Annotated in this window: 17 protein-coding genes; 3 read left to right on the top strand and 14 right to left on the bottom strand. The window is 41.7% G+C overall.

Annotated features, from left to right (window positions below):
- Positions 1 to 4: 4 nt before the first annotated feature.
- Together hpf and hisA are read right to left on the bottom strand one after the other, a co-directional pair.
- Positions 5 to 532, bottom strand: a complete 528-nt coding sequence (gene hpf / locus RHS_RS19985; RefSeq protein ID WP_027296402.1) for a ribosome hibernation-promoting factor, HPF/YfiA family — start codon at positions 530 to 532, stop codon at positions 5 to 7.
- A 179-nt stretch (positions 533 to 711) separates the two neighbouring features.
- Complete coding sequence (gene hisA, locus RHS_RS19980) at positions 712 to 1,488, bottom strand: phosphoribosylformimino-5-aminoimidazole carboxamide ribotide isomerase (protein WP_047834155.1); 777 nt, start codon at positions 1,486 to 1,488, stop codon at positions 712 to 714.
- A gap of 139 nt (positions 1,489 to 1,627) precedes the next feature.
- Here hisA and RHS_RS19975 point away from each other — a divergent pair, with 139 nt between their 5' ends.
- Positions 1,628 to 2,491 carry a YitT family protein gene (locus RHS_RS19975; RefSeq protein WP_047834154.1) on the top strand — a complete coding sequence of 288 codons (864 nt, stop codon included), beginning with the start codon at positions 1,628 to 1,630 and terminating at the stop codon, positions 2,489 to 2,491.
- A 68-nt stretch (positions 2,492 to 2,559) separates the two neighbouring features.
- Here the strand turns inward: RHS_RS19975 and RHS_RS19970 are convergent, their stop codons facing one another.
- The gene (locus RHS_RS19970) at positions 2,560 to 2,901 is read right to left on the bottom strand and encodes a hypothetical protein (RefSeq protein ID WP_047834153.1); all 342 of its coding nucleotides are present in this window, start codon (positions 2,899 to 2,901) and stop codon (positions 2,560 to 2,562) included.
- Positions 2,902 to 2,973: 72 nt separating this feature from the next.
- Complete coding sequence (locus RHS_RS19965; RefSeq protein WP_027296399.1) at positions 2,974 to 4,389, bottom strand: spore germination protein; 1,416 nt, start codon at positions 4,387 to 4,389, stop codon at positions 2,974 to 2,976.
- Positions 4,390 to 4,584: 195 nt separating this feature from the next.
- Between RHS_RS19965 and RHS_RS19960 the strand changes: the two genes are divergently transcribed.
- The gene (locus tag RHS_RS19960) at positions 4,585 to 5,481 is read left to right on the top strand and encodes a phosphatase PAP2 family protein (RefSeq protein ID WP_027296398.1); all 897 of its coding nucleotides are present in this window, start codon (positions 4,585 to 4,587) and stop codon (positions 5,479 to 5,481) included.
- A gap of 92 nt (positions 5,482 to 5,573) precedes the next feature.
- Here the strand turns inward: RHS_RS19960 and RHS_RS19955 are convergent, their stop codons facing one another.
- Complete coding sequence (locus tag RHS_RS19955; protein ID WP_047834152.1) at positions 5,574 to 6,443, bottom strand: DegV family protein; 870 nt, start codon at positions 6,441 to 6,443, stop codon at positions 5,574 to 5,576.
- A gap of 156 nt (positions 6,444 to 6,599) precedes the next feature.
- On the opposite strand from RHS_RS19955, the gene RHS_RS19950 reads away from it, so the two are divergent.
- Complete coding sequence (locus RHS_RS19950; RefSeq protein ID WP_027296396.1) at positions 6,600 to 7,067, top strand: hypothetical protein; 468 nt, start codon at positions 6,600 to 6,602, stop codon at positions 7,065 to 7,067.
- Between the two features lie 115 nt (positions 7,068 to 7,182).
- On the opposite strand, the gene RHS_RS19945 is transcribed toward RHS_RS19950, so the two are convergent.
- From RHS_RS19945 to RHS_RS19905, 9 genes are all read right to left on the bottom strand, one after another.
- A complete protein-coding gene (locus RHS_RS19945) occupies positions 7,183 to 7,905 on the bottom strand; it encodes an Ig-like domain-containing protein (protein WP_070042067.1) in 723 nt (240 codons plus the stop codon).
- A gap of 252 nt (positions 7,906 to 8,157) precedes the next feature.
- Positions 8,158 to 8,634: an IS200/IS605 family transposase gene (gene tnpA / locus RHS_RS19940; protein WP_027292570.1), complete on the bottom strand. Its 477-nt coding sequence runs from the start codon at positions 8,632 to 8,634 to the stop codon at positions 8,158 to 8,160.
- A 232-nt stretch (positions 8,635 to 8,866) separates the two neighbouring features.
- On the bottom strand, positions 8,867 to 10,048 hold the full coding sequence (locus RHS_RS19935) for an iron-containing alcohol dehydrogenase (RefSeq protein ID WP_027296394.1): 1,182 nt from the start codon (positions 10,046 to 10,048) through the stop codon (positions 8,867 to 8,869).
- A gap of 906 nt (positions 10,049 to 10,954) precedes the next feature.
- Complete coding sequence (locus RHS_RS19930; RefSeq protein WP_044294609.1) at positions 10,955 to 12,874, bottom strand: NAD(+) synthase; 1,920 nt, start codon at positions 12,872 to 12,874, stop codon at positions 10,955 to 10,957.
- 55 nt (positions 12,875 to 12,929) lie between these two features.
- Positions 12,930 to 13,808: an Hsp33 family molecular chaperone HslO gene (hslO, locus tag RHS_RS19925; RefSeq protein ID WP_044294968.1), complete on the bottom strand. Its 879-nt coding sequence runs from the start codon at positions 13,806 to 13,808 to the stop codon at positions 12,930 to 12,932.
- A gap of 125 nt (positions 13,809 to 13,933) precedes the next feature.
- Positions 13,934 to 14,692, bottom strand: a complete 759-nt coding sequence (locus RHS_RS19920) for a class I SAM-dependent methyltransferase (RefSeq protein WP_044294969.1) — start codon at positions 14,690 to 14,692, stop codon at positions 13,934 to 13,936.
- 197 nt (positions 14,693 to 14,889) lie between these two features.
- Positions 14,890 to 15,390, bottom strand: coding sequence for a small multi-drug export protein (locus RHS_RS19915; protein ID WP_027296390.1), 501 nt, complete (start codon positions 15,388 to 15,390; stop codon positions 14,890 to 14,892).
- Between the two features lie 3 nt (positions 15,391 to 15,393).
- Positions 15,394 to 16,455 (bottom strand): histidinol-phosphate transaminase, encoded by a 1,062-nt coding sequence (gene hisC / locus RHS_RS19910; protein WP_044294611.1) that lies wholly within the window; start codon positions 16,453 to 16,455, stop codon positions 15,394 to 15,396.
- Positions 16,452 to 16,736 (bottom strand): aminotransferase class I/II-fold pyridoxal phosphate-dependent enzyme (locus RHS_RS19905; protein ID WP_047834151.1); only part of this gene is annotated, 285 nt, incomplete at its 5' end. The genes hisC and RHS_RS19905, both read right to left, overlap by 4 nt.

Below are 16,736 nucleotides of genomic sequence, written 5' to 3'. Positions count from 1 at the left end.
CATACTAGAATTCCGGTTCAATTAATCCGTATGTATTTCCTTTTCTCTTGTAAACTACATTCACTTCATCTGATTCTGCATTACAGAATACAAAGAAATTGTGTCCCAGAAGTTCCATTTGTACACATGCATCTTCCGGATACATTGGCTTAATTCCGAAGTGTTTTGTACGGATAATCTTTACTTCATCATCGTCATCAACTTCTTTTTCTATAAATTCTTTACGGAAATTTGCGCCGCCCTGATGCTTTTCAACGATCTTATTTTTGTATTTTCTTAATTGTCTTTCAATGACTTCTTCAACAAGGTCAATGGATACATACATATCATTGCTGACCTGTTCTGAGCGGATAATATTTCCTTTTACCGGAATAGTAACCTCTATTTTTTGTCTTTCTTTTTCTACACTTAAGGTTACGATAATCTCAGTTTCAGGAGTAAAATATCTTTCCAGCTTTCCAAGTTTGTCTGTAACAGCATTTCTAAGACCGTCTGTTACCTCAATATTTTTTCCACTAATCGTATAACGCATGATGTCCAACTCCTTTTCATTTATATTTTGCCCTCCGGAATCCTTTCGGAGCTCCCTGGCAACCCGGTAATCTCTGCTCATAAATATACCGGTTATAACAGGTTTTGATGCTTGTCCTGTCCTATGAAACAATTATACCACATTTTACGTTTTTTACAATCCAATTTATTCGATTTCAATTATTTTTCACACAATTTTACAACTTCCCGGTACGGCATCGGTCCTCCGAAAAGGTCCAGGGCGCTTCCAATGGTTACGTCCAGCCTTCCCTTCCCATGCAGCCGCAGATTCTCCAAATCTGCAAAGCTGCCTATTCCTCCGGCATAAGTAACCGGTATCCCGTTCCAGGAGCCCAGCATGTCAGCCAGTGCAGTCTCTATGCCATTTGCTTTTCCTTCTACGTCAACTGCATGAACCAGAAATTCATCACAATATCCCGCCAATTCATCCAATACCCCGTGGGATAATACAAGATCTGTGAACTTCTGCCAGCGGTTCGTAACTATATAATACTTGTCATCTTTTCTTCTGCAGCTCAAGTCCAGTACCAGATGCTCCCTGCCCACTGCGTTTACCATTTTTTTCAGATTCCCATAGTCCAATACTCCGTCTTTAAAGACATAACTGGTGACAATTACATGGGACGCTCCTGCATCTAAGTAGGAAGCCGCATTATCATCCCTGATTCCTCCGCCCACCTGCAGCCCAAGAGGATATGCCCCAAGTGCCCGAAATGCCTGTTCCCTGGTTGCCTCATAATAGGGTGAAGAAGATGGATTTAATAAAATAATATGCCCGCCTTTGATTTTGTCCTTTTTATAGAAACTGGCATAATATGCACCATCCTGTTCTGATACAAAGTTTTCTGCCGCCTGGTCCATTTCATCTTTTAAAGTTCCTCCAACAATCTGTTTCACTTTCCCATTATGTATATCAATACATGGTCGAAACCTCATTCCTGCCACGCTCCTTTTTCTATAGAATCATAAATATAACCTAAATTCTAGCACATCTTTTCCATTTTGTGTGTTATAATTATGAAAAATGGACCATAATTTATATATCGGCTTTTTCATGTGCAGTGGGAGGTAGTTTATGGGGAAAACTTCAAAAAAACAAGAACTCAAACGTTTGGCATTTATTATAATCGCTTCTATTATAATGGCTGCCAATATTAAAACTTTCGTCCGTGCAGGAGGCCTATATCCCGGCGGATTTAACGGACTCACTCTTCTAATCCAGAAAATCGGACAGGTTTATTTTTCTATCGGCCTTCCTTTTTCCGTGATTAACTTTGCATTAAATGCAATTGTAATTATAATCAGTTACCGATTTCTGGGGAAGAAATTCACCTTTTATACTTGCCTTATGGTAGGCCTGACCGGAATTCTGACTGATATTATACCGGGCATCCCCATTACCTCTGATATTCTGCTGATTGCAGTCTTTGGCGGCATCATCAACGGACTTGCCATGAGTCTCTGCCTTATGGGAGCCGGAAGTGGAGGCGGGACTGACATTATTGCCATTATGCTGTCAGAAAAGTATCATATGGAAACCTGGAATTATATTTTTATCAGCAATGTAATTATGCTTATGGCAGCAGGATATTTGTTTGGATGGAATCAGGCTTTGTATTCCATTATTTTTCAGTTTGCATCCACTCAGATCGTCAGCCAGCTTCACTTGCGCTATAAGAAACATACGCTATTTATCGTGACTTCTCATCCCGGCGAGATCTATAATGAAATACTGGCATGTACCAATCATGGTGCAACCATATTTACCGGAACTGGCTGTTATGAACAGGAACAGCGCAGCATGGTATATTCAGTGGTATCCAGTGATGAAGTCAAAGAAGTAATGCTGAAAATCAGGCAGGTAGATGAAAAAGCTTTTATTAATATAATTAAAACGGATCAATTGAACGGGCGTTTTTACCAACGGCCCACTGACTGATTTCATAGTAAAGCAAAGGGAGCTATCTTATGCAGCCGCATGAAGCTCCCTTTTACATTGTACACTGATTAACGGTTTGTTTCTGTCTGATTTGTATTTCCAGTCAGGTCGTCTCCAAGATCTTCTACGCCCTGTTTAACGTCCTGGCCAATTTTTTCTACAACGCCTTCTGTTCCATTTGTACCATCTGTAACGTCATTGTTCATGTTATTGGTACCCATCTCAGTAGCACTTTTATTATCAGTGCCTGCATTGGTGTTTGCTTCAGTTCTTCTCTCTGTTGTTGTACTTTCAGTAGTAGTCTTCGTATTTTCTGTTGTTTTGTTGTCATTTTTGCTTCCACATGCTGTCATAGCGCACATACAGAGTACGAGTAATGCGCCAGCTAAACATTTCTTAAACTGTTTCATAATATTTCTCCTTTTCGGTTTATTATAGAATAAGATTTCTCTTCGGAAATAATATGTGTAGATTTTACAATTTTATTCATCCTGGAAATCAATTCTTTTTCGGAATAACCTTCGGAACAACTGTTTTCCATTAAACGGAAATAACGGATACAGATAACTTCTTCCGGCTACTGTTTTATTGGTAGCCACAACCAGAATCGTAACAATAATTCCGATTATAAATCCATATATATTAAACAGCGCCGTTAGAATCAACATAATAATACGCATGAATTTAAATGCATATCCCAGTTCATAACTTGCCTGGGTATAATTGGCTATTGCCACAAATGCCATATACAGCATGGTTTCTGAATTGAACCAACCGGATTTTACTGCGAACTCACCTACTACGAGAGCCGCAATAACACTAAGCGGCGTAGTAAGCATATTTGGCGTATTAATCGCCGCCAGCCTCAGGCCGTCAATTGCAAATTCCAAAATTAACAGCTGGGCTAAAAGAGGAATATTCATCGTATCCGTTACTTTTATAAACTCAAACGATTTTGGTATCCATTCCGGATTCTGCATCAGCAGCAGCCAGAGAGGCGTTAATATCAGGGTCAAAAATGCAATCATTCCTCTGGTTACCCGAAGATACGTTCCGGTAATGGGCGGGAAGTAGAAATCATCTGCTTCTTCCATAATATCAAAAATGGAAACCGGAAGAATGATTGCTGCCGGTGAATTATCCACAAGTATTGCGACCTGGCCTTCTAAAATACTTGCAGCCGTTGTATCCGGACGTTCCGTGTACTTGAATTTCGGAAATGGATTGTACCACTTTCTTGGATAGATACACTCGGCCAGACTTTCCTGATTCATAGTCAGAGCATCTACCTTTACGCTTTGTATCCGTTCCTTTAATTCTCTTACAAATTCTTTATCCGCCCGGTCATCCATATAACAGAGGACGACATCGGATTTGGACGTTGTGCCTACATTTAACATTTCCATGGACAGCTTTGGGCTTCTGATACGGCGCCTGATCAGTGCGGTATTGAAAACGACAGTCTCTACGAAACCATCCCTGGATCCTCTTAGTACCTTGTCTTTATCAGGCTCTCCTACGCTTCTCATAGGATAAGTACGGCAATCTATCGCAAAGCATTTGGAATAGCCGTCAATAAACAGGCAAAGGACGCCGGAAAGAATATTTTTTGCAATCTCTTCCCGGTCATCCAGCATGTCAACTTCCACATAGGGGATATAGTCATGAGACAGGTCTTCACTGTCCTCCGGAAGATCCTCCGGCGTAATGGAATGAAAGAATTCCAGTATTTTTTCCATGATCTCATCTTTTATAAATCCATCTATAAAATAGATACATGCTCCCCGGTCCGCCACTGCAGTCATTTTGTAGATGATATCGAAATTTTTATCTACTTTTAGTTTTTGATGGAAATACTCCATGTTCTCAATTAAATCTGTTGATATCGTTTTCTCCATTTTTAACCACCCTGTATCTTTCACCTTTACACATGCACATTGCAGTCTGGTTTGCAAATCGCACATATTAGTGTGAAAGCGTTTTTCTTTCATGCTTTCTCTATTTTAAACATTTACTTATCTATGAATAGACTTTCCCAAAATTAGCAAAATTATGTTATACTGTTTTTAAAAATATAAAATGGAGTGGTGAAAATGGAATTTTTACGTTTACTGGAAGGCATACGGTCGCCTGCACTAAATACCGTGTTTCAATTTTTTACTTTTTTTGGCCAGGAAATGCTGGTTCTTGCTATTATCTGCGTATTATACTGGTGTCTGGATAAGAAACTGGCATATAAGATTGCGCTATCATTCTTTGCCGCCGGCATGCTGCTGCAAAATCTGAAGATTACCTTCCGCATCCCAAGGCCCTGGGTTCTGGATCCGGATTTTCAAGCTGTTCCATCTGCCGTACCGGCTGCAACCGGATATTCCTTTCCCAGCGGCCATACACAGAGTGCAACTTCACTATTTATGACACTTGCGCTATCCCTAAAGCAGAAATCTCTGAAGATCATCTGTGTGGTCATCTTCCTGCTGGTGGGTTTTTCAAGAATGTACCTGGGTGTCCATACACCCAAAGATGTATTGACAGCAATGGCTATGGCTATTATTATTTCTCTTTTAATAAATAAATTATTTGATAAACTTGAGAATACTCCAAAGTCTAATCTGATACTCAGTATCATCCTTGCCGGATTCTCCGTTCTATCTATGATTTATGCCCTGGTATTGCTGAATAACGGAACCATTAATGAGATCTATGCCGCAGACTGCTGCAAAGCTGCCGGTTCCGGACTGGGCTTTGCTATCGGATGGTACCTGGAACGTACTTATATTAATTTCGAGACAAATACAGCGGTTTCAAAGCAGGCTGCTAAATTTATCCTGGGTATTGCTTCCTCCCTGTTGTTAAAAGGAGTCTTAAAAGCCCTCTTGGGCGGCAGCATTCCGGCTGAAATGCTTCAGTATTTTATTCTTGTGCTTTGGGTAATCGCTGCCTATCCTTTTATCTTCCAGCGAGTGAGATTTCTCGGAGGCGAAAAATAAAAAGCAGGATAAAAATAACCGCTTAGAGGAAATGCTTTCCCTCTAAACGGTTATTTTTTATCCTGCAGCTCTTTCTTGAAAAGTAAAACCGCTTATCTCACATCTCCCATATAAAACAGTGCCAGTGTACCCGGACCGGAATGGGCTCCAATAGTAGGACCTACCGGATTAATCAAAAATGCTTTGATACCAAATTTTTCTTCTATCAGAGATTTTACGTACTCAGCATCTTCGATGCAGTCACCATGGCTGATAAATACGATGTCGTTTTTATCACGGTAGCTGCCGATTTGTTTTTCCATATTTTCTACCAGCGCTGCAAGGGATTTCTTTCGTCCTCTCACTTTGGCAACCGGTATCAGATGTCCTTCGTTATCTACGTGCAGCACCGGCTTCAGATGTATCATAGTTCCAAGAACTGCGGCTGCCTTTGAAACTCTGCCCCCTCTGTACAGGTGGAATAAATCATCTACCGTAAAATTGTGAACCACGTTTAACTTATGATCCTCCAGCCACTTCACCAGTTCTTCATACTCCATGCCCTGTTCCTTTAACTGGAGCGCCTTATGTACCAGAAGCCCCTCTCCTAATGAAGCACAGAGGGAATCAATGACCGCAATTTTCCTGTCCGGCATTTCCTCACGTAATTCTTCTGCTGCAATCCTGGCACTGTTATAGCTGCCGCTCAGACCGCTGGAGAAGGCGATATGAATAATATCTTTGCCATCATCCAGAAATTCCCGGAGTTCTTCTTTTGCTTCTTCCGGATTGACCTGGGAAGTAGTCGGCATGGAACCTGCCCGCATCTTTTTATAGAATTCCTTATAGTGCAGTTCGTGTTTCCTGTTATAAGTTTCGCCATCTATCATATAAGTCAAAGAAAGCATGCCTAAGCCATGCTCCTGGATATATGCCTCAGGTAAATCCGTGGTATTATCCGTCGTAATAATGTAATCTCTCATCTGCTTTCCTCCCACTAAAACTTTTTTTCATCATAACACTAATTGGGGTTTTATGCAAGAGCGTAAGAAAACACATAATTTATTCCAAAATTTATTGCATAAAGTGTCCCACAAGTTAATAGAATGTAGAAAAGTAATCATCGAGGGGGACTATGGATGGGTTCAAAGACAAAGATAGTAGTATTTAAAATGCGGGAACTGATTTACACAGGAATTTTTGTAACGCTGGGGATAATCCTGATCATACTCTTCATTTTTATGTTCACACCCAGAGACAAGGAAAAAGCCAAAGATGACCAACCAACACAAACGACTGCTGCTATGAAATATGTCGCCGGAGTCTATACCACTCCAATCACCCTGAATGACAATGCCATTGACGTCGAAGTCGTGGTAGACCAGGATCATATCAACTCTATCCGTTTGGTGAATTTAAGCGACACAGTAACGACGATGTATCCCCTTGTGCAGCCGGCACTTGAGGAAATCGCATCTCAGATATATGATACGCAGTCTACCGATGGCATTACATATTCTCAGGACAGTAAATATACTTCCCAGATATTGCTGGATGCCATTGACAGTGCTCTGGAAACAGCGCAGGTAAAAACGGAGGAAGAGTAATTTGGAGAAAACCGGGTATCTCTCTAAAAGCAGGTCTGCTTTTACTTTGAGATACCCGGTTTTCTTTTGTTATCTGACGCTGTTATTTATTATGATTATGTATTATAGAACTTCATTATTTTGTTACCGTTACAGTGCACTTTAATAATTTCCCGTCTACCCTCACTGTGATTTTGGAACTACCGGCTGAATTTCCTGTCACAACACCCTTGTCGGTAACCGTAGCAATCTTTCTCTTGGATGTATTCCATTTCTTTTTGGAATTGCTGCCTTTTACGATTATTCGCTTTGACTCTCCAACTTTTAAGTTCAATTTGGTTGGTGTCATCCTGGGATCAACAATTTTTATTCTGCATTTATCATTTGACCCATTTGCTTTTGCAGTTATGGTAACCCATCCTGCCCTGCGGGCCACTACTTTACCATTTCTATAAACCTTAGCCACCTTTGAGTTGGAGGTTATCCATTTAACATTGGAACCGCCGGCTTTGGAAGTTTTAAACAGGAATGTGGTACCAACCGCCATTTTCGTTGTTTTTCTCTTTATCTTGATATCTGGCTTAGGCTTAGGTGTTGGTGTTGGAGACGGATCCGGAGTGGATGGTACAACAGGTGCAGGATCAGCACTTCCTCCGCCCTGATACGGGCATACTCCGTTGGGATGCAGATGTGCGGGATTACCTCCGCAGTGGTAATGGTAATACCCCAATCCGCTTACATTGTTGTTGTCACGATGACCGCCATTGCCATCGGTTCTGCCGGAATGGGCAAATGCTGCGTTTGAAAAACAAAGCGCCAGACATAACGCTAAACATAGAATACGTCTGATTTTCTTCATAACTGCTCTTCCTCCCTTGTACTTTATCGTATCATTTGTGATGGCATTATGATAACATATTTTTACCTGAATTACCAGAGCATTTTCCAAACCCTATTAGAAACGAAAATTCTATTTTTTCAAATCAGTACCACCGGCTTAGCCGGTGGTTTGTTTTCCGCCCTATAAGGGCTCGTTTCCGGTACTGGAGTCTAAAGACTCATCGAAAGGTTCGCCAGCCGCAACGTCAGTTACCTGCTAAGCCCCTTGGGCTTATTTCTTTTTGCTTTTGTTTACTGGCTCACCCGTAAACGGGTCAATATACTCCTTCAAAGACATTTGATCATATTCCAAATCTTCCTTTAGTTGATTCCGTATATACTCTTCTATTTTTTTTGCATTTTTTCCTACTGTATCTACATAGTATCCTCTGCACCAAAAGTGTCTATTTCCATACTTATATTTGAGATTAGCATGTCTCTCATATATCATTAAGGTACTTTTTCCCTTTAAATACCCTACAAAATCTGACACACTTATCTTTGGCGGTATTTCTACTAACATATGAACATGATCTGGACAGATTTCTGCCTCCACAATATGCACTTCTTTGCGTTTGCATAACATACTTAAGATATTTGCAATATCCTTTTTCAACTCGCCATATATAATTTTTCTTCTATATTTCGGTGCAAAAACTATATGGTACTTACAATTCCACTTTGTGTGTGCTAAACTATTATTGTCCATTTGGACTACCTCCTTTGATTTATAAAACGGTTGGCGAACCTATTTTTATTATATCATTGGAGGTTTTTTACACAACGCTAAAGCTATTCCAACCACCCGCAGAGCAGGTGGTTTATTTGTTCTCCAAAGTTCCGTTTTTCGGATCAACGAAAAACTCCTCAATGGAGAACAGGGCCATGCCCTAACAAAAAAAGCCAGGAGGCATATTTCCTCCCGGCTCAAAAACTAATTCTTAAAATTCTACTGCTTTTCCATCATAGATACATCTGAACAATTGTTCCATCTGCTTAGGATCAATTGCTCTTGGATTGGAACCTGTACAAGCATCCCCTACTGCCAGTTCTGCAATTGCTGCAATCTTTTCATTGAATTCATCTTCTTTGATTCCAAACTCTTTTAACGTCTTCGGAATGCTGAATTCAACATTTAATGCATCGATCTTTGCACACAGTGCTTTCATTAATTCTTCGTCTGTATCACCTTTCAGATTGATTGATCTTGCGATCTCTGCATATCTCTTCAGTGCTGCTGCATCTTTTGCGTTATACTGAATGACATATGGAAGATACATTGCATTTGCAAGACCATGTGTAATATGACCTGTGCTGAATGCAGCACCTGTCTTGTGCGCCATGGAATGTACGATTCCAAGAAGTGCATTAGAGAATGCCATACCAGCCAGACATTGTCCGTAGTGCATCTGCTCTCTTGCAGCCATATCTCCTTTGTAAGACTCCGGAAGATAGTCATTTACCATTGCAATTGCTTTTAATGCAAGAGGATCTGTAAACGGTCCGTTTAATGTGGAAACATATGCTTCAATTGCATGAGTCAATGCATCCATACCGGTATATGCTGTTAAATGTGCAGGCATTGTTTCTGCTAGTTCAGGATCAACAATTGCTACGTCCGGTGTGATGTTGAAATCAGCCAGCGGATATTTAATTCCTTTTGCATAATCAGTAATAACGGAGAATGCGGTAACTTCGGTAGCCGTTCCGGATGTGGAAGGAATTGCCAGGAATTTAGCTTTCTGTCTTAACGTTGGGAATGAAAATGGCTGGATAATTGCTTCAAATGTAGTTTCAGGATATTCATAGAATACCCACATAGCTTTTGCTGCATCAATTGGAGAACCACCGCCCATTGCAATAATCCAGTCCGGCTCAAATTCTCTCATTGCTGCTGCACCCTTCATAACTGTTTCTACCGAAGGATCAGGCTCAACATTTTCAAATAATTTTACTTCTATTCCTGCTTCTTTTAAGTAAGAAGTCACTTTGTCAACAAATCCGAATTTCTTCATTGAACCGCCGCCCAGAACCAGGATTGCTTTCTTTCCATCCAGTTGTTTTAAAAATTCAAGGGAACCTTTTCCCCAGTATAAGTCTCTCGGTAATGTAAATCTGTTCATACGATAGTCCTCCATTATATTTTAAAATAGGTTAATATGTACTTGATTCGTTCTTATTATATCATTGTTAAATAATTAACGCAACCCCTATTAGAGGATATAATAAAAATTTTATAATATGATTTGAAAAATGGGGGTTAGTTGAGAAGGGGACGCTTTGTAAATGGAGATGGTGTACGGAAAGAGAAGGGGGCGGACCATGCCAGGCGTTTGGAAGGCTTACCGCAGAACTGGTATTTTCTAACCTTCCCGAAGCGCTTTTTGGCGGCACGCGGGCATTCGCTCCGAAATCCTGATGCATTTCGCAGCTCACTGCCCGCTTAGTATCCGATGGGAGCCAGTCGAATACTATCCGCCAAAAAACACTCCGGAAAGGTAAGTAAATGCACAGATCTGCTATACGCCTTCCAAACGCCTGCCATGGTCCGCCCCCTTCTCTTTCCGGGATGCAGTTTATTGATACAAAGCTGGTTTTCTCAGCAGGGTGAACCCCCCGGGTTTGTGGCATGCCAGACGTTATTGGCATAAAACATATAAAATGCATAAAGCATCTGAGCTTCTCACTGCAGCTTATTTCTTCATTCTGCTACACATATTTTTGGTTACAGCACTACAGCCAGTTAGGTCTATGAACAAGAAAGTAAGTATAATTTAATCTTATTTCACACATTTCACACTGAACTGCCGAAACACACTCTGCTGAATCCAAAATCGAACAGCCCGTCACAGCCCAGGGGTCTCCGCCATGCTTTGAAAACCAGCTTTGTGGCGACAACCTGAATCTCGGAAAGATGGGAGTGGGAAACTTGTATGGGCGGAGGAAGCGTAGAGCAGAGCTGAGTATTTACTTCTCTTTCCGTGCACCACCTCCATCTACAAAGCGTCCCCTTCCCAGCTAAACCCAAATCAATCAGCTGAAATATGATCCAGATTTTCCAGCCATATTCTTGCACTGGCATCGCTTGGCATTCTCAGATCGCCTCTTGGAGATACTGCCACAGATCCCACTTTCGGTCCATCGGGAAGACAGGATCTCTTGAATTGCTGCGAGAAGAATCTTCGGTAGAACGTTTTCATCCACTTTAAAATGGTTTCATCATCGTAGCTGCCGGCAAATGCCTTTTTCGCAATCCTGAATATTTTTGCAGGCTCATATCCGAACCGCAGTATATAATACAGGAAGAAATCATGCAGCTCATAAGGGCCTACCAGATCTTCTGTCTTCTGGGAAATTTCTCCATCCTTTGGCGGCAATAACTCAGGGCTTACCGGTGTATCCAGGACATCCAGCAGTGTACGGCTTAATACTTCATCTCCGCAGGTGTCTGCATAGTAGCGCACCAGATGCCTAACCAGCGTCTTGGGAACGGAAGCATTAACCCCATACATGGACATATGATCCCCATTGTAGGTTGCCCATCCAAGTGCCAGTTCTGACATATCCCCTGTGCCGATCACAAGGCCTCCGCACTGATTTGCAATATCCATCAGTACCTGGGTCCGCTCTCTCGCCTGGCTGTTTTCGTAGGTCACATCATGGGATTCTTTGTCGTGTCCGATATCCTCAAAATGCTGGTTTACCGCTTCCTTAATATCTACTTCCCGGAGTGTAGCCCCCAGTTTCCGGGTGAGATCACATGCATTGGTATATGTCCTGTCTGTTGTTCCAAAGCATGGCATGGTTACCGATATAATCTGGCTTCGTTCCATCCCCAGCATGTCAAACGCTTTAACCGTTACTAAAAGTGCCAGTGTGGAATCCAGACCACCGGAAATACCTACTACCGCAGATTTACAATTCGTATGTTTCAAACGTTTTTTCAGCCCCATTGCCTGAATGCACAGGATTTCTTCACAGCGTCTGTCTCGGTCAGCCTTGTCACTTGGTACGAAGGGACAGGGAGCAAAATTCCGGGTAAGCACTACTTCAACCGGCTGAAGGGAGAATGCGATCTTCTCATACTCATTCATTTTCTCTGCCATAAATGTAGTGTTTTTCCGGCGTTCACTACGCAGCCTTCGGATATCTATTTCTCCATATATTGTTTCATTTTGGAAACGCTTTGACTGGCTTAAGAGGGAGCCATTTTCTGCAATCAGGTTATGTCCTCCGAATACCAGATCCGTAGTAGACTCCCCTTCCCCTGCACTGGCATATACATATCCGCAGATAAGCCTTGCAGACTGTCCTCCAATTAAAGATTGGCGGTACTGGTCTTTACCTGTTGTCTCATCGCTTGCAGACAGGTTAACGATAATTGTGGCTCCCGCCAGTGCATGACCGGTACTTGGGGGATTGGGGGACCATAAGTCTTCACAGATTTCTGCTCCAATTCGCAGCCCTTCCATTTCCTTACAGCAGAAGATCTGCTTTGTACCAAAGGGAATAGGCATACCTTCGAACTCTACCCACTCTACTGCTTCGTTCCCCAATGCAAAATGGCGCATTTCATAGAACTCCCCATAGTTTGGCAAATGTCTCTTGGGTACCAGGCCAAGCAGCCTGCCATGGCTGATGACTGCAGCGACATTATAGAGTTTATTATCTTTTTCCCAGGGAAGTCCTACAAATATGATGGCATCTCTATCTGCCGAATGGAAAATAATCCGATGCAATTCATGCTTCGCTTCATCCAGCAGCGTTTCCTGCCAAAAAAGATCCCCACAGGTATATCCGGTAATACAAAGTTCTGGAAAAACAATAATTTTAGCTCCATTTACACATGCTTCATCAATCAGCCTGCATATTTCCGATGCGTTTATGATACAATCCGCTACTTTTATCTCCGGCGTAGCGGCAGCCACTTTTATAAATCCGTGATGCATCCCTGATCCCGCCCTTCTTCTTTCTCTGATTTACTGTTCCATACATCTCTTCTGACTATTTGCTTTTTTTGAGGATCTGCTTTAATTCCTCCACAGAAAATTCATAGTTTGTATTGCAGAAATGACAATTTACTTCAATTGGCTTTTCATCATCAATCATTTCCTGAATATCTTTTTTTCCAATGCTGATAATCGCTTTTTCCACTCTGTGTTTTGTACAGTTACAGCAGAAGCTGGTCGGTACCTTGTCCGTGATCTGTACGCCGAAATCTCCCAGCAGTTTATCCAGGATCATCTCAGGCGTATCTCCTGTATCCAGCATTGAAGTAACGCTCGTCACCTCTGAGAGCTTTTTTTCCAATGCATCAATGACTGCATCATCTGTAAACGGCATTAACTGGATGATGAATCCTCCTGCCTGTTTTACCGTATTGTCATGTTCCATTAAAACTCCTAATCCAACCGATGACGGCACCTGTTCGGATGTGGCGAAATAATAAGTCAGGTCTTCTGCAATTTCACTGGTCTGCAAAACAGTCTGGCCCACATATGGCTCTTTTAATCCCATATCCTTGATTACCTGAAGTAATCCTACTCCTACAGCGCCCGCCACGTCTAATTTACCTTTTGCGTTAGGCGGAAGCATCACATCCGGTTTACCAACGTAGCCTTTTACATTTGCTTTGCTGTCTGCCGTTACCGTAATTCCGTTTATCGGACCTCCCGCCTTTATCTGAAGGGTCAGGATATCCTTTTCCCCTTTCATCATGGTTCCCATCATCGCCCCTGCAGTTAACAGTCTGCCCAGTGCCGCCGTAGCTACCGGACTCGTGTTGTGGACACTCCTTGCCTTCTCAACTAAGTCCCTTGTAGTTGCTGCAAATGCCCTGATTTGATTATCCGCTGCAGTAGCTCTTACAATATAATCTGCCATTTCCATACTCCTTATTCCTGCTGTTATCACAGCAATTTATAAATTCATGTTGTCGGGTATATCATCCTTGCTGTTCCTATTTGATTGCCTTTTATTTTAGTTAGCTGTTGATTTTGGCTAGGTTTTTATTTTCGCTTGCCCTTTTCCCTGGCAATCACATAAATACGCTCACTGTCATCACGGGGCTGTTCCCGTGTAAATGCATCATAAGCGCATATGTACTCCATTCCCGCATCAGTCAGTAACTGCTTCACGGTTTCCAGCTCATAAGCCTTCTGGTAATGGGTTTCTTCGTACTTTTCATAGAGCCCGGATTCTTGCCTTATGAATAGTGTTAAGTCGTATTCATTCATCCGGTCTTCTTCATAATAGCTGTTTTCCCAGATAAAACTTCCTTCTTCCCTGTTTTCGGCAATCGTAGTATCCCCCATCAGACAGCTGTATTTATATATGGTATTTAAATCAAATATAAAAATCCCACCCGGATCCAGATAATTATTTACCAACTGAAACACCCTGGTTAGTTCCTCTTCCGATAAAATGTAATTCATGGAATCACAGATGCTGACCACTGCCTTTACCGTTCCATAGAGTTCAAAATCTCTCATATCCTGCAATAGATAAAGAATATCCAGCCCGGATTTTGATTTTTTATCCATGGCTATTTCCAGCATTTCTGAGGAATTATCTACACCAATCATATCATAGCCTTTTGCTGCCAGTTCCTCTGTCAGGCTTCCTGTGCCACAGCCCAGATCCAGTACCAGGCCATCTTCTATCCGGTACTCCTTAAGAAGTGAGACCAGATAGCCGCTCCACTGCTCATAGGGCACATTGTCCATAAACAGGTCATAGACCGACGCAAAACTTGTATATGCATCCATTTCTTTCACCCCTTATTCTCTTTCCTTATCCAAAGTATAAAAATAACCGGGCAATCTGCATTGGTTGCCCCTACACATTTTACCCGATTATCGGTTAACTTTCACAGCATTGATCATGCCATAAATAGATATGCACATACAGTCCATAAATCAAAACACACACTTTGGTATAGTTTTTTTAACTTTTGAATGATAAGCTAGCTTACAATTTTTCCAAGTACACCAAATGATAATATAGTCATAATAACACTTGCCAGGGCAATGCCCAGTATAATTGCCGGAAATGCTTTTTTAAATTTAATGCCCAGTAAAGAAGCTATTAATGCTCCTGTCCATGCGCCGGTTCCCGGTAAGGGAATTCCAACGAAAAGAACCAGACCCCAAAACTCGTATTTTTCTATTTTATCTTTCTTCCCAAGCGCTTTTCCTTCAAGCTTGTCCACCAGTGGCTTAAACAGCTTCGTCTGCTTCATCCAGTTAAAAATCGGTGTAATGAGAAGTAAAATAAATGGAATTGGAATGATATTACCTGCTACGCACAGCCAGATCGATCTCCACATATCCAGCTTTAACAGTGATGCTGCCAATAATCCGCCCCTCAGTTCCAGAATGGGAATCATGGAAATAATAAAAACAATTGCTTCTCTGGATACTACACCGGACAGATTGGTGGTAAACCATTGTACTAAAGATTCCATATATTAGTTCTCCTTCATGTATTCTTTGAAAAATCCAATAAGAGCATCCATCTCCTCATCGGTACCGATCGTAATACGCAGGTAATTGTCGATACGCGGACGATTGAAATATCTTACGTAGATATGTTTCAGTTTCAATGCCTGGAACAAATCTCTCGCCCAGTACTTTTCATGGGTTACAAACAGGAAGTTCGCCTGGGAGTCTGCAAAATGGAATCCCAGTTCTTTCATCTCCACTTTCACCCGTTCCCTGGTGGCAATAATCTTCCCAGTGACTTCCCGGAAATATACCTCATTCTTTAACACTTCGGCTCCGATTTCCAGTGACGGACGGTTCATGGTATAAGAATTAAAGGAATATTTTACATCATTTAAATATTTAATCAGTGTTTTATTTCCCATGGCATAGCCTATGCGGATTCCAGCCATGGAACGGGATTTGGAATAGGTCTGTACTACCAGAAGATTCTCATATTTGTCAATGAGAGAAAGTGCCGAAACACCTCCAAAATCTATATAGGCTTCATCAATGATCACAATTACATCTGCGTTCCTGCGGATAATATCTTCTATGTCTGCAAGATCCTGTAAAATACCGGTTGGGGCATTCGGATTTGGAATTACAATTCCGCCGTTTGGCTGCTCATAATCCTTTTTCTCAATCTCAAAATGTGCATTCAAAGGCTGGCATTTATACGGAATGCGAAGCAGGTCCGCCCAGACATCGTAAAAGGAATATGTAATATCGGGAAATAAAATCGGCTGCCTGGAATTAAAGAATGTCATAAATGCCATTGCCAGTACATCGTCTGATCCTACTCCCACAAATACCTGGTCTTTATCTAAATGATAATAATCAGCAAGTGCGGAAACTAATACATCCGCAGAGGGATCCGGATACAGACGCAGTTCCTCCGGGTTTAATTCCGCCATCATCCTGGCTGCTTCCGGTGCAGGCGGATAAGGATTTTCATTGGTATTCAGTTTAATCATATCCGGCTGGTTTGGCTGTTCCCCCGGCGTATAAGGTATTACTTTTCTGATGTTCATCTCCCAAGCTTTCATACGTTCCTCCCGAAAAATTCCTGTGCAAGTTTTTCAAAATAAGGCAAAGCATTGACTATGGTATCCAATGATACGCAGTATGCGATCCGCACATATCCCGGACACGCAAAACTGCTTCCCGGCACAATCAGTATGTGGTATTTCTTAGCGGCTTCTACAAAAACCTTTTCATCTTCTACCGGTGATTTTACAAACAGATAAAAAGCACCTTCCGGCTTAATGCAGGAAAAGCCGAATTTTTTCAAGCCATCATAAAGTGTCCGGCGGTTTTTGTCATAAAA

Source organism: Robinsoniella sp. RHS (assembly GCF_001029355.1).
Lineage (GTDB): Bacteria > Bacillota > Clostridia > Lachnospirales > Lachnospiraceae > Robinsoniella > Robinsoniella peoriensis.
Note: the sequence above shows the minus strand (reverse complement) of the source record. Positions and strands in the feature narration are given on the sequence as shown.

What these genes read in the sequence shown, in the direction of transcription:
- RHS_RS19975 (WP_047834154.1), top strand. Translation starts at nt 1,628, where the DNA reads ATGGGGAAAACTTCAAAAAAACAAGAACTCAAACGTTTGGCATTTATT.
- RHS_RS19970 (WP_047834153.1), bottom strand. Translation starts at nt 2,901, where the DNA reads ATGAAACAGTTTAAGAAATGTTTAGCTGGCGCATTACTCGTACTCTGT.
- RHS_RS19945 (WP_070042067.1), bottom strand. Translation starts at nt 7,905, where the DNA reads ATGAAGAAAATCAGACGTATTCTATGTTTAGCGTTATGTCTGGCGCTT.
- hisA (WP_047834155.1), bottom strand. Translation starts at nt 1,488, where the DNA reads ATGAGGTTTCGACCATGTATTGATATACATAATGGGAAAGTGAAACAG.
- RHS_RS19950 (WP_027296396.1), top strand. Translation starts at nt 6,600, where the DNA reads ATGGGTTCAAAGACAAAGATAGTAGTATTTAAAATGCGGGAACTGATT.
- RHS_RS19960 (WP_027296398.1), top strand. Translation starts at nt 4,585, where the DNA reads ATGGAATTTTTACGTTTACTGGAAGGCATACGGTCGCCTGCACTAAAT.
- hisC (WP_044294611.1), bottom strand. Translation starts at nt 16,455, where the DNA reads ATGAAAGCTTGGGAGATGAACATCAGAAAAGTAATACCTTATACGCCG.
- hpf (WP_027296402.1), bottom strand. Translation starts at nt 532, where the DNA reads ATGCGTTATACGATTAGTGGAAAAAATATTGAGGTAACAGACGGTCTT.
- RHS_RS19935 (WP_027296394.1), bottom strand. Translation starts at nt 10,048, where the DNA reads ATGAACAGATTTACATTACCGAGAGACTTATACTGGGGAAAAGGTTCC.
- tnpA (WP_027292570.1), bottom strand. Translation starts at nt 8,634, where the DNA reads ATGGACAATAATAGTTTAGCACACACAAAGTGGAATTGTAAGTACCAT.
- RHS_RS19930 (WP_044294609.1), bottom strand. Translation starts at nt 12,874, where the DNA reads ATGCATCACGGATTTATAAAAGTGGCTGCCGCTACGCCGGAGATAAAA.
- hslO (WP_044294968.1), bottom strand. Translation starts at nt 13,808, where the DNA reads ATGGCAGATTATATTGTAAGAGCTACTGCAGCGGATAATCAAATCAGG.
- RHS_RS19965 (WP_027296399.1), bottom strand. Translation starts at nt 4,389, where the DNA reads ATGGAGAAAACGATATCAACAGATTTAATTGAGAACATGGAGTATTTC.
- RHS_RS19920 (WP_044294969.1), bottom strand. Translation starts at nt 14,692, where the DNA reads ATGGATGCATATACAAGTTTTGCGTCGGTCTATGACCTGTTTATGGAC.
- RHS_RS19915 (WP_027296390.1), bottom strand. Translation starts at nt 15,390, where the DNA reads ATGGAATCTTTAGTACAATGGTTTACCACCAATCTGTCCGGTGTAGTA.
- RHS_RS19955 (WP_047834152.1), bottom strand. Translation starts at nt 6,443, where the DNA reads ATGAGAGATTACATTATTACGACGGATAATACCACGGATTTACCTGAG.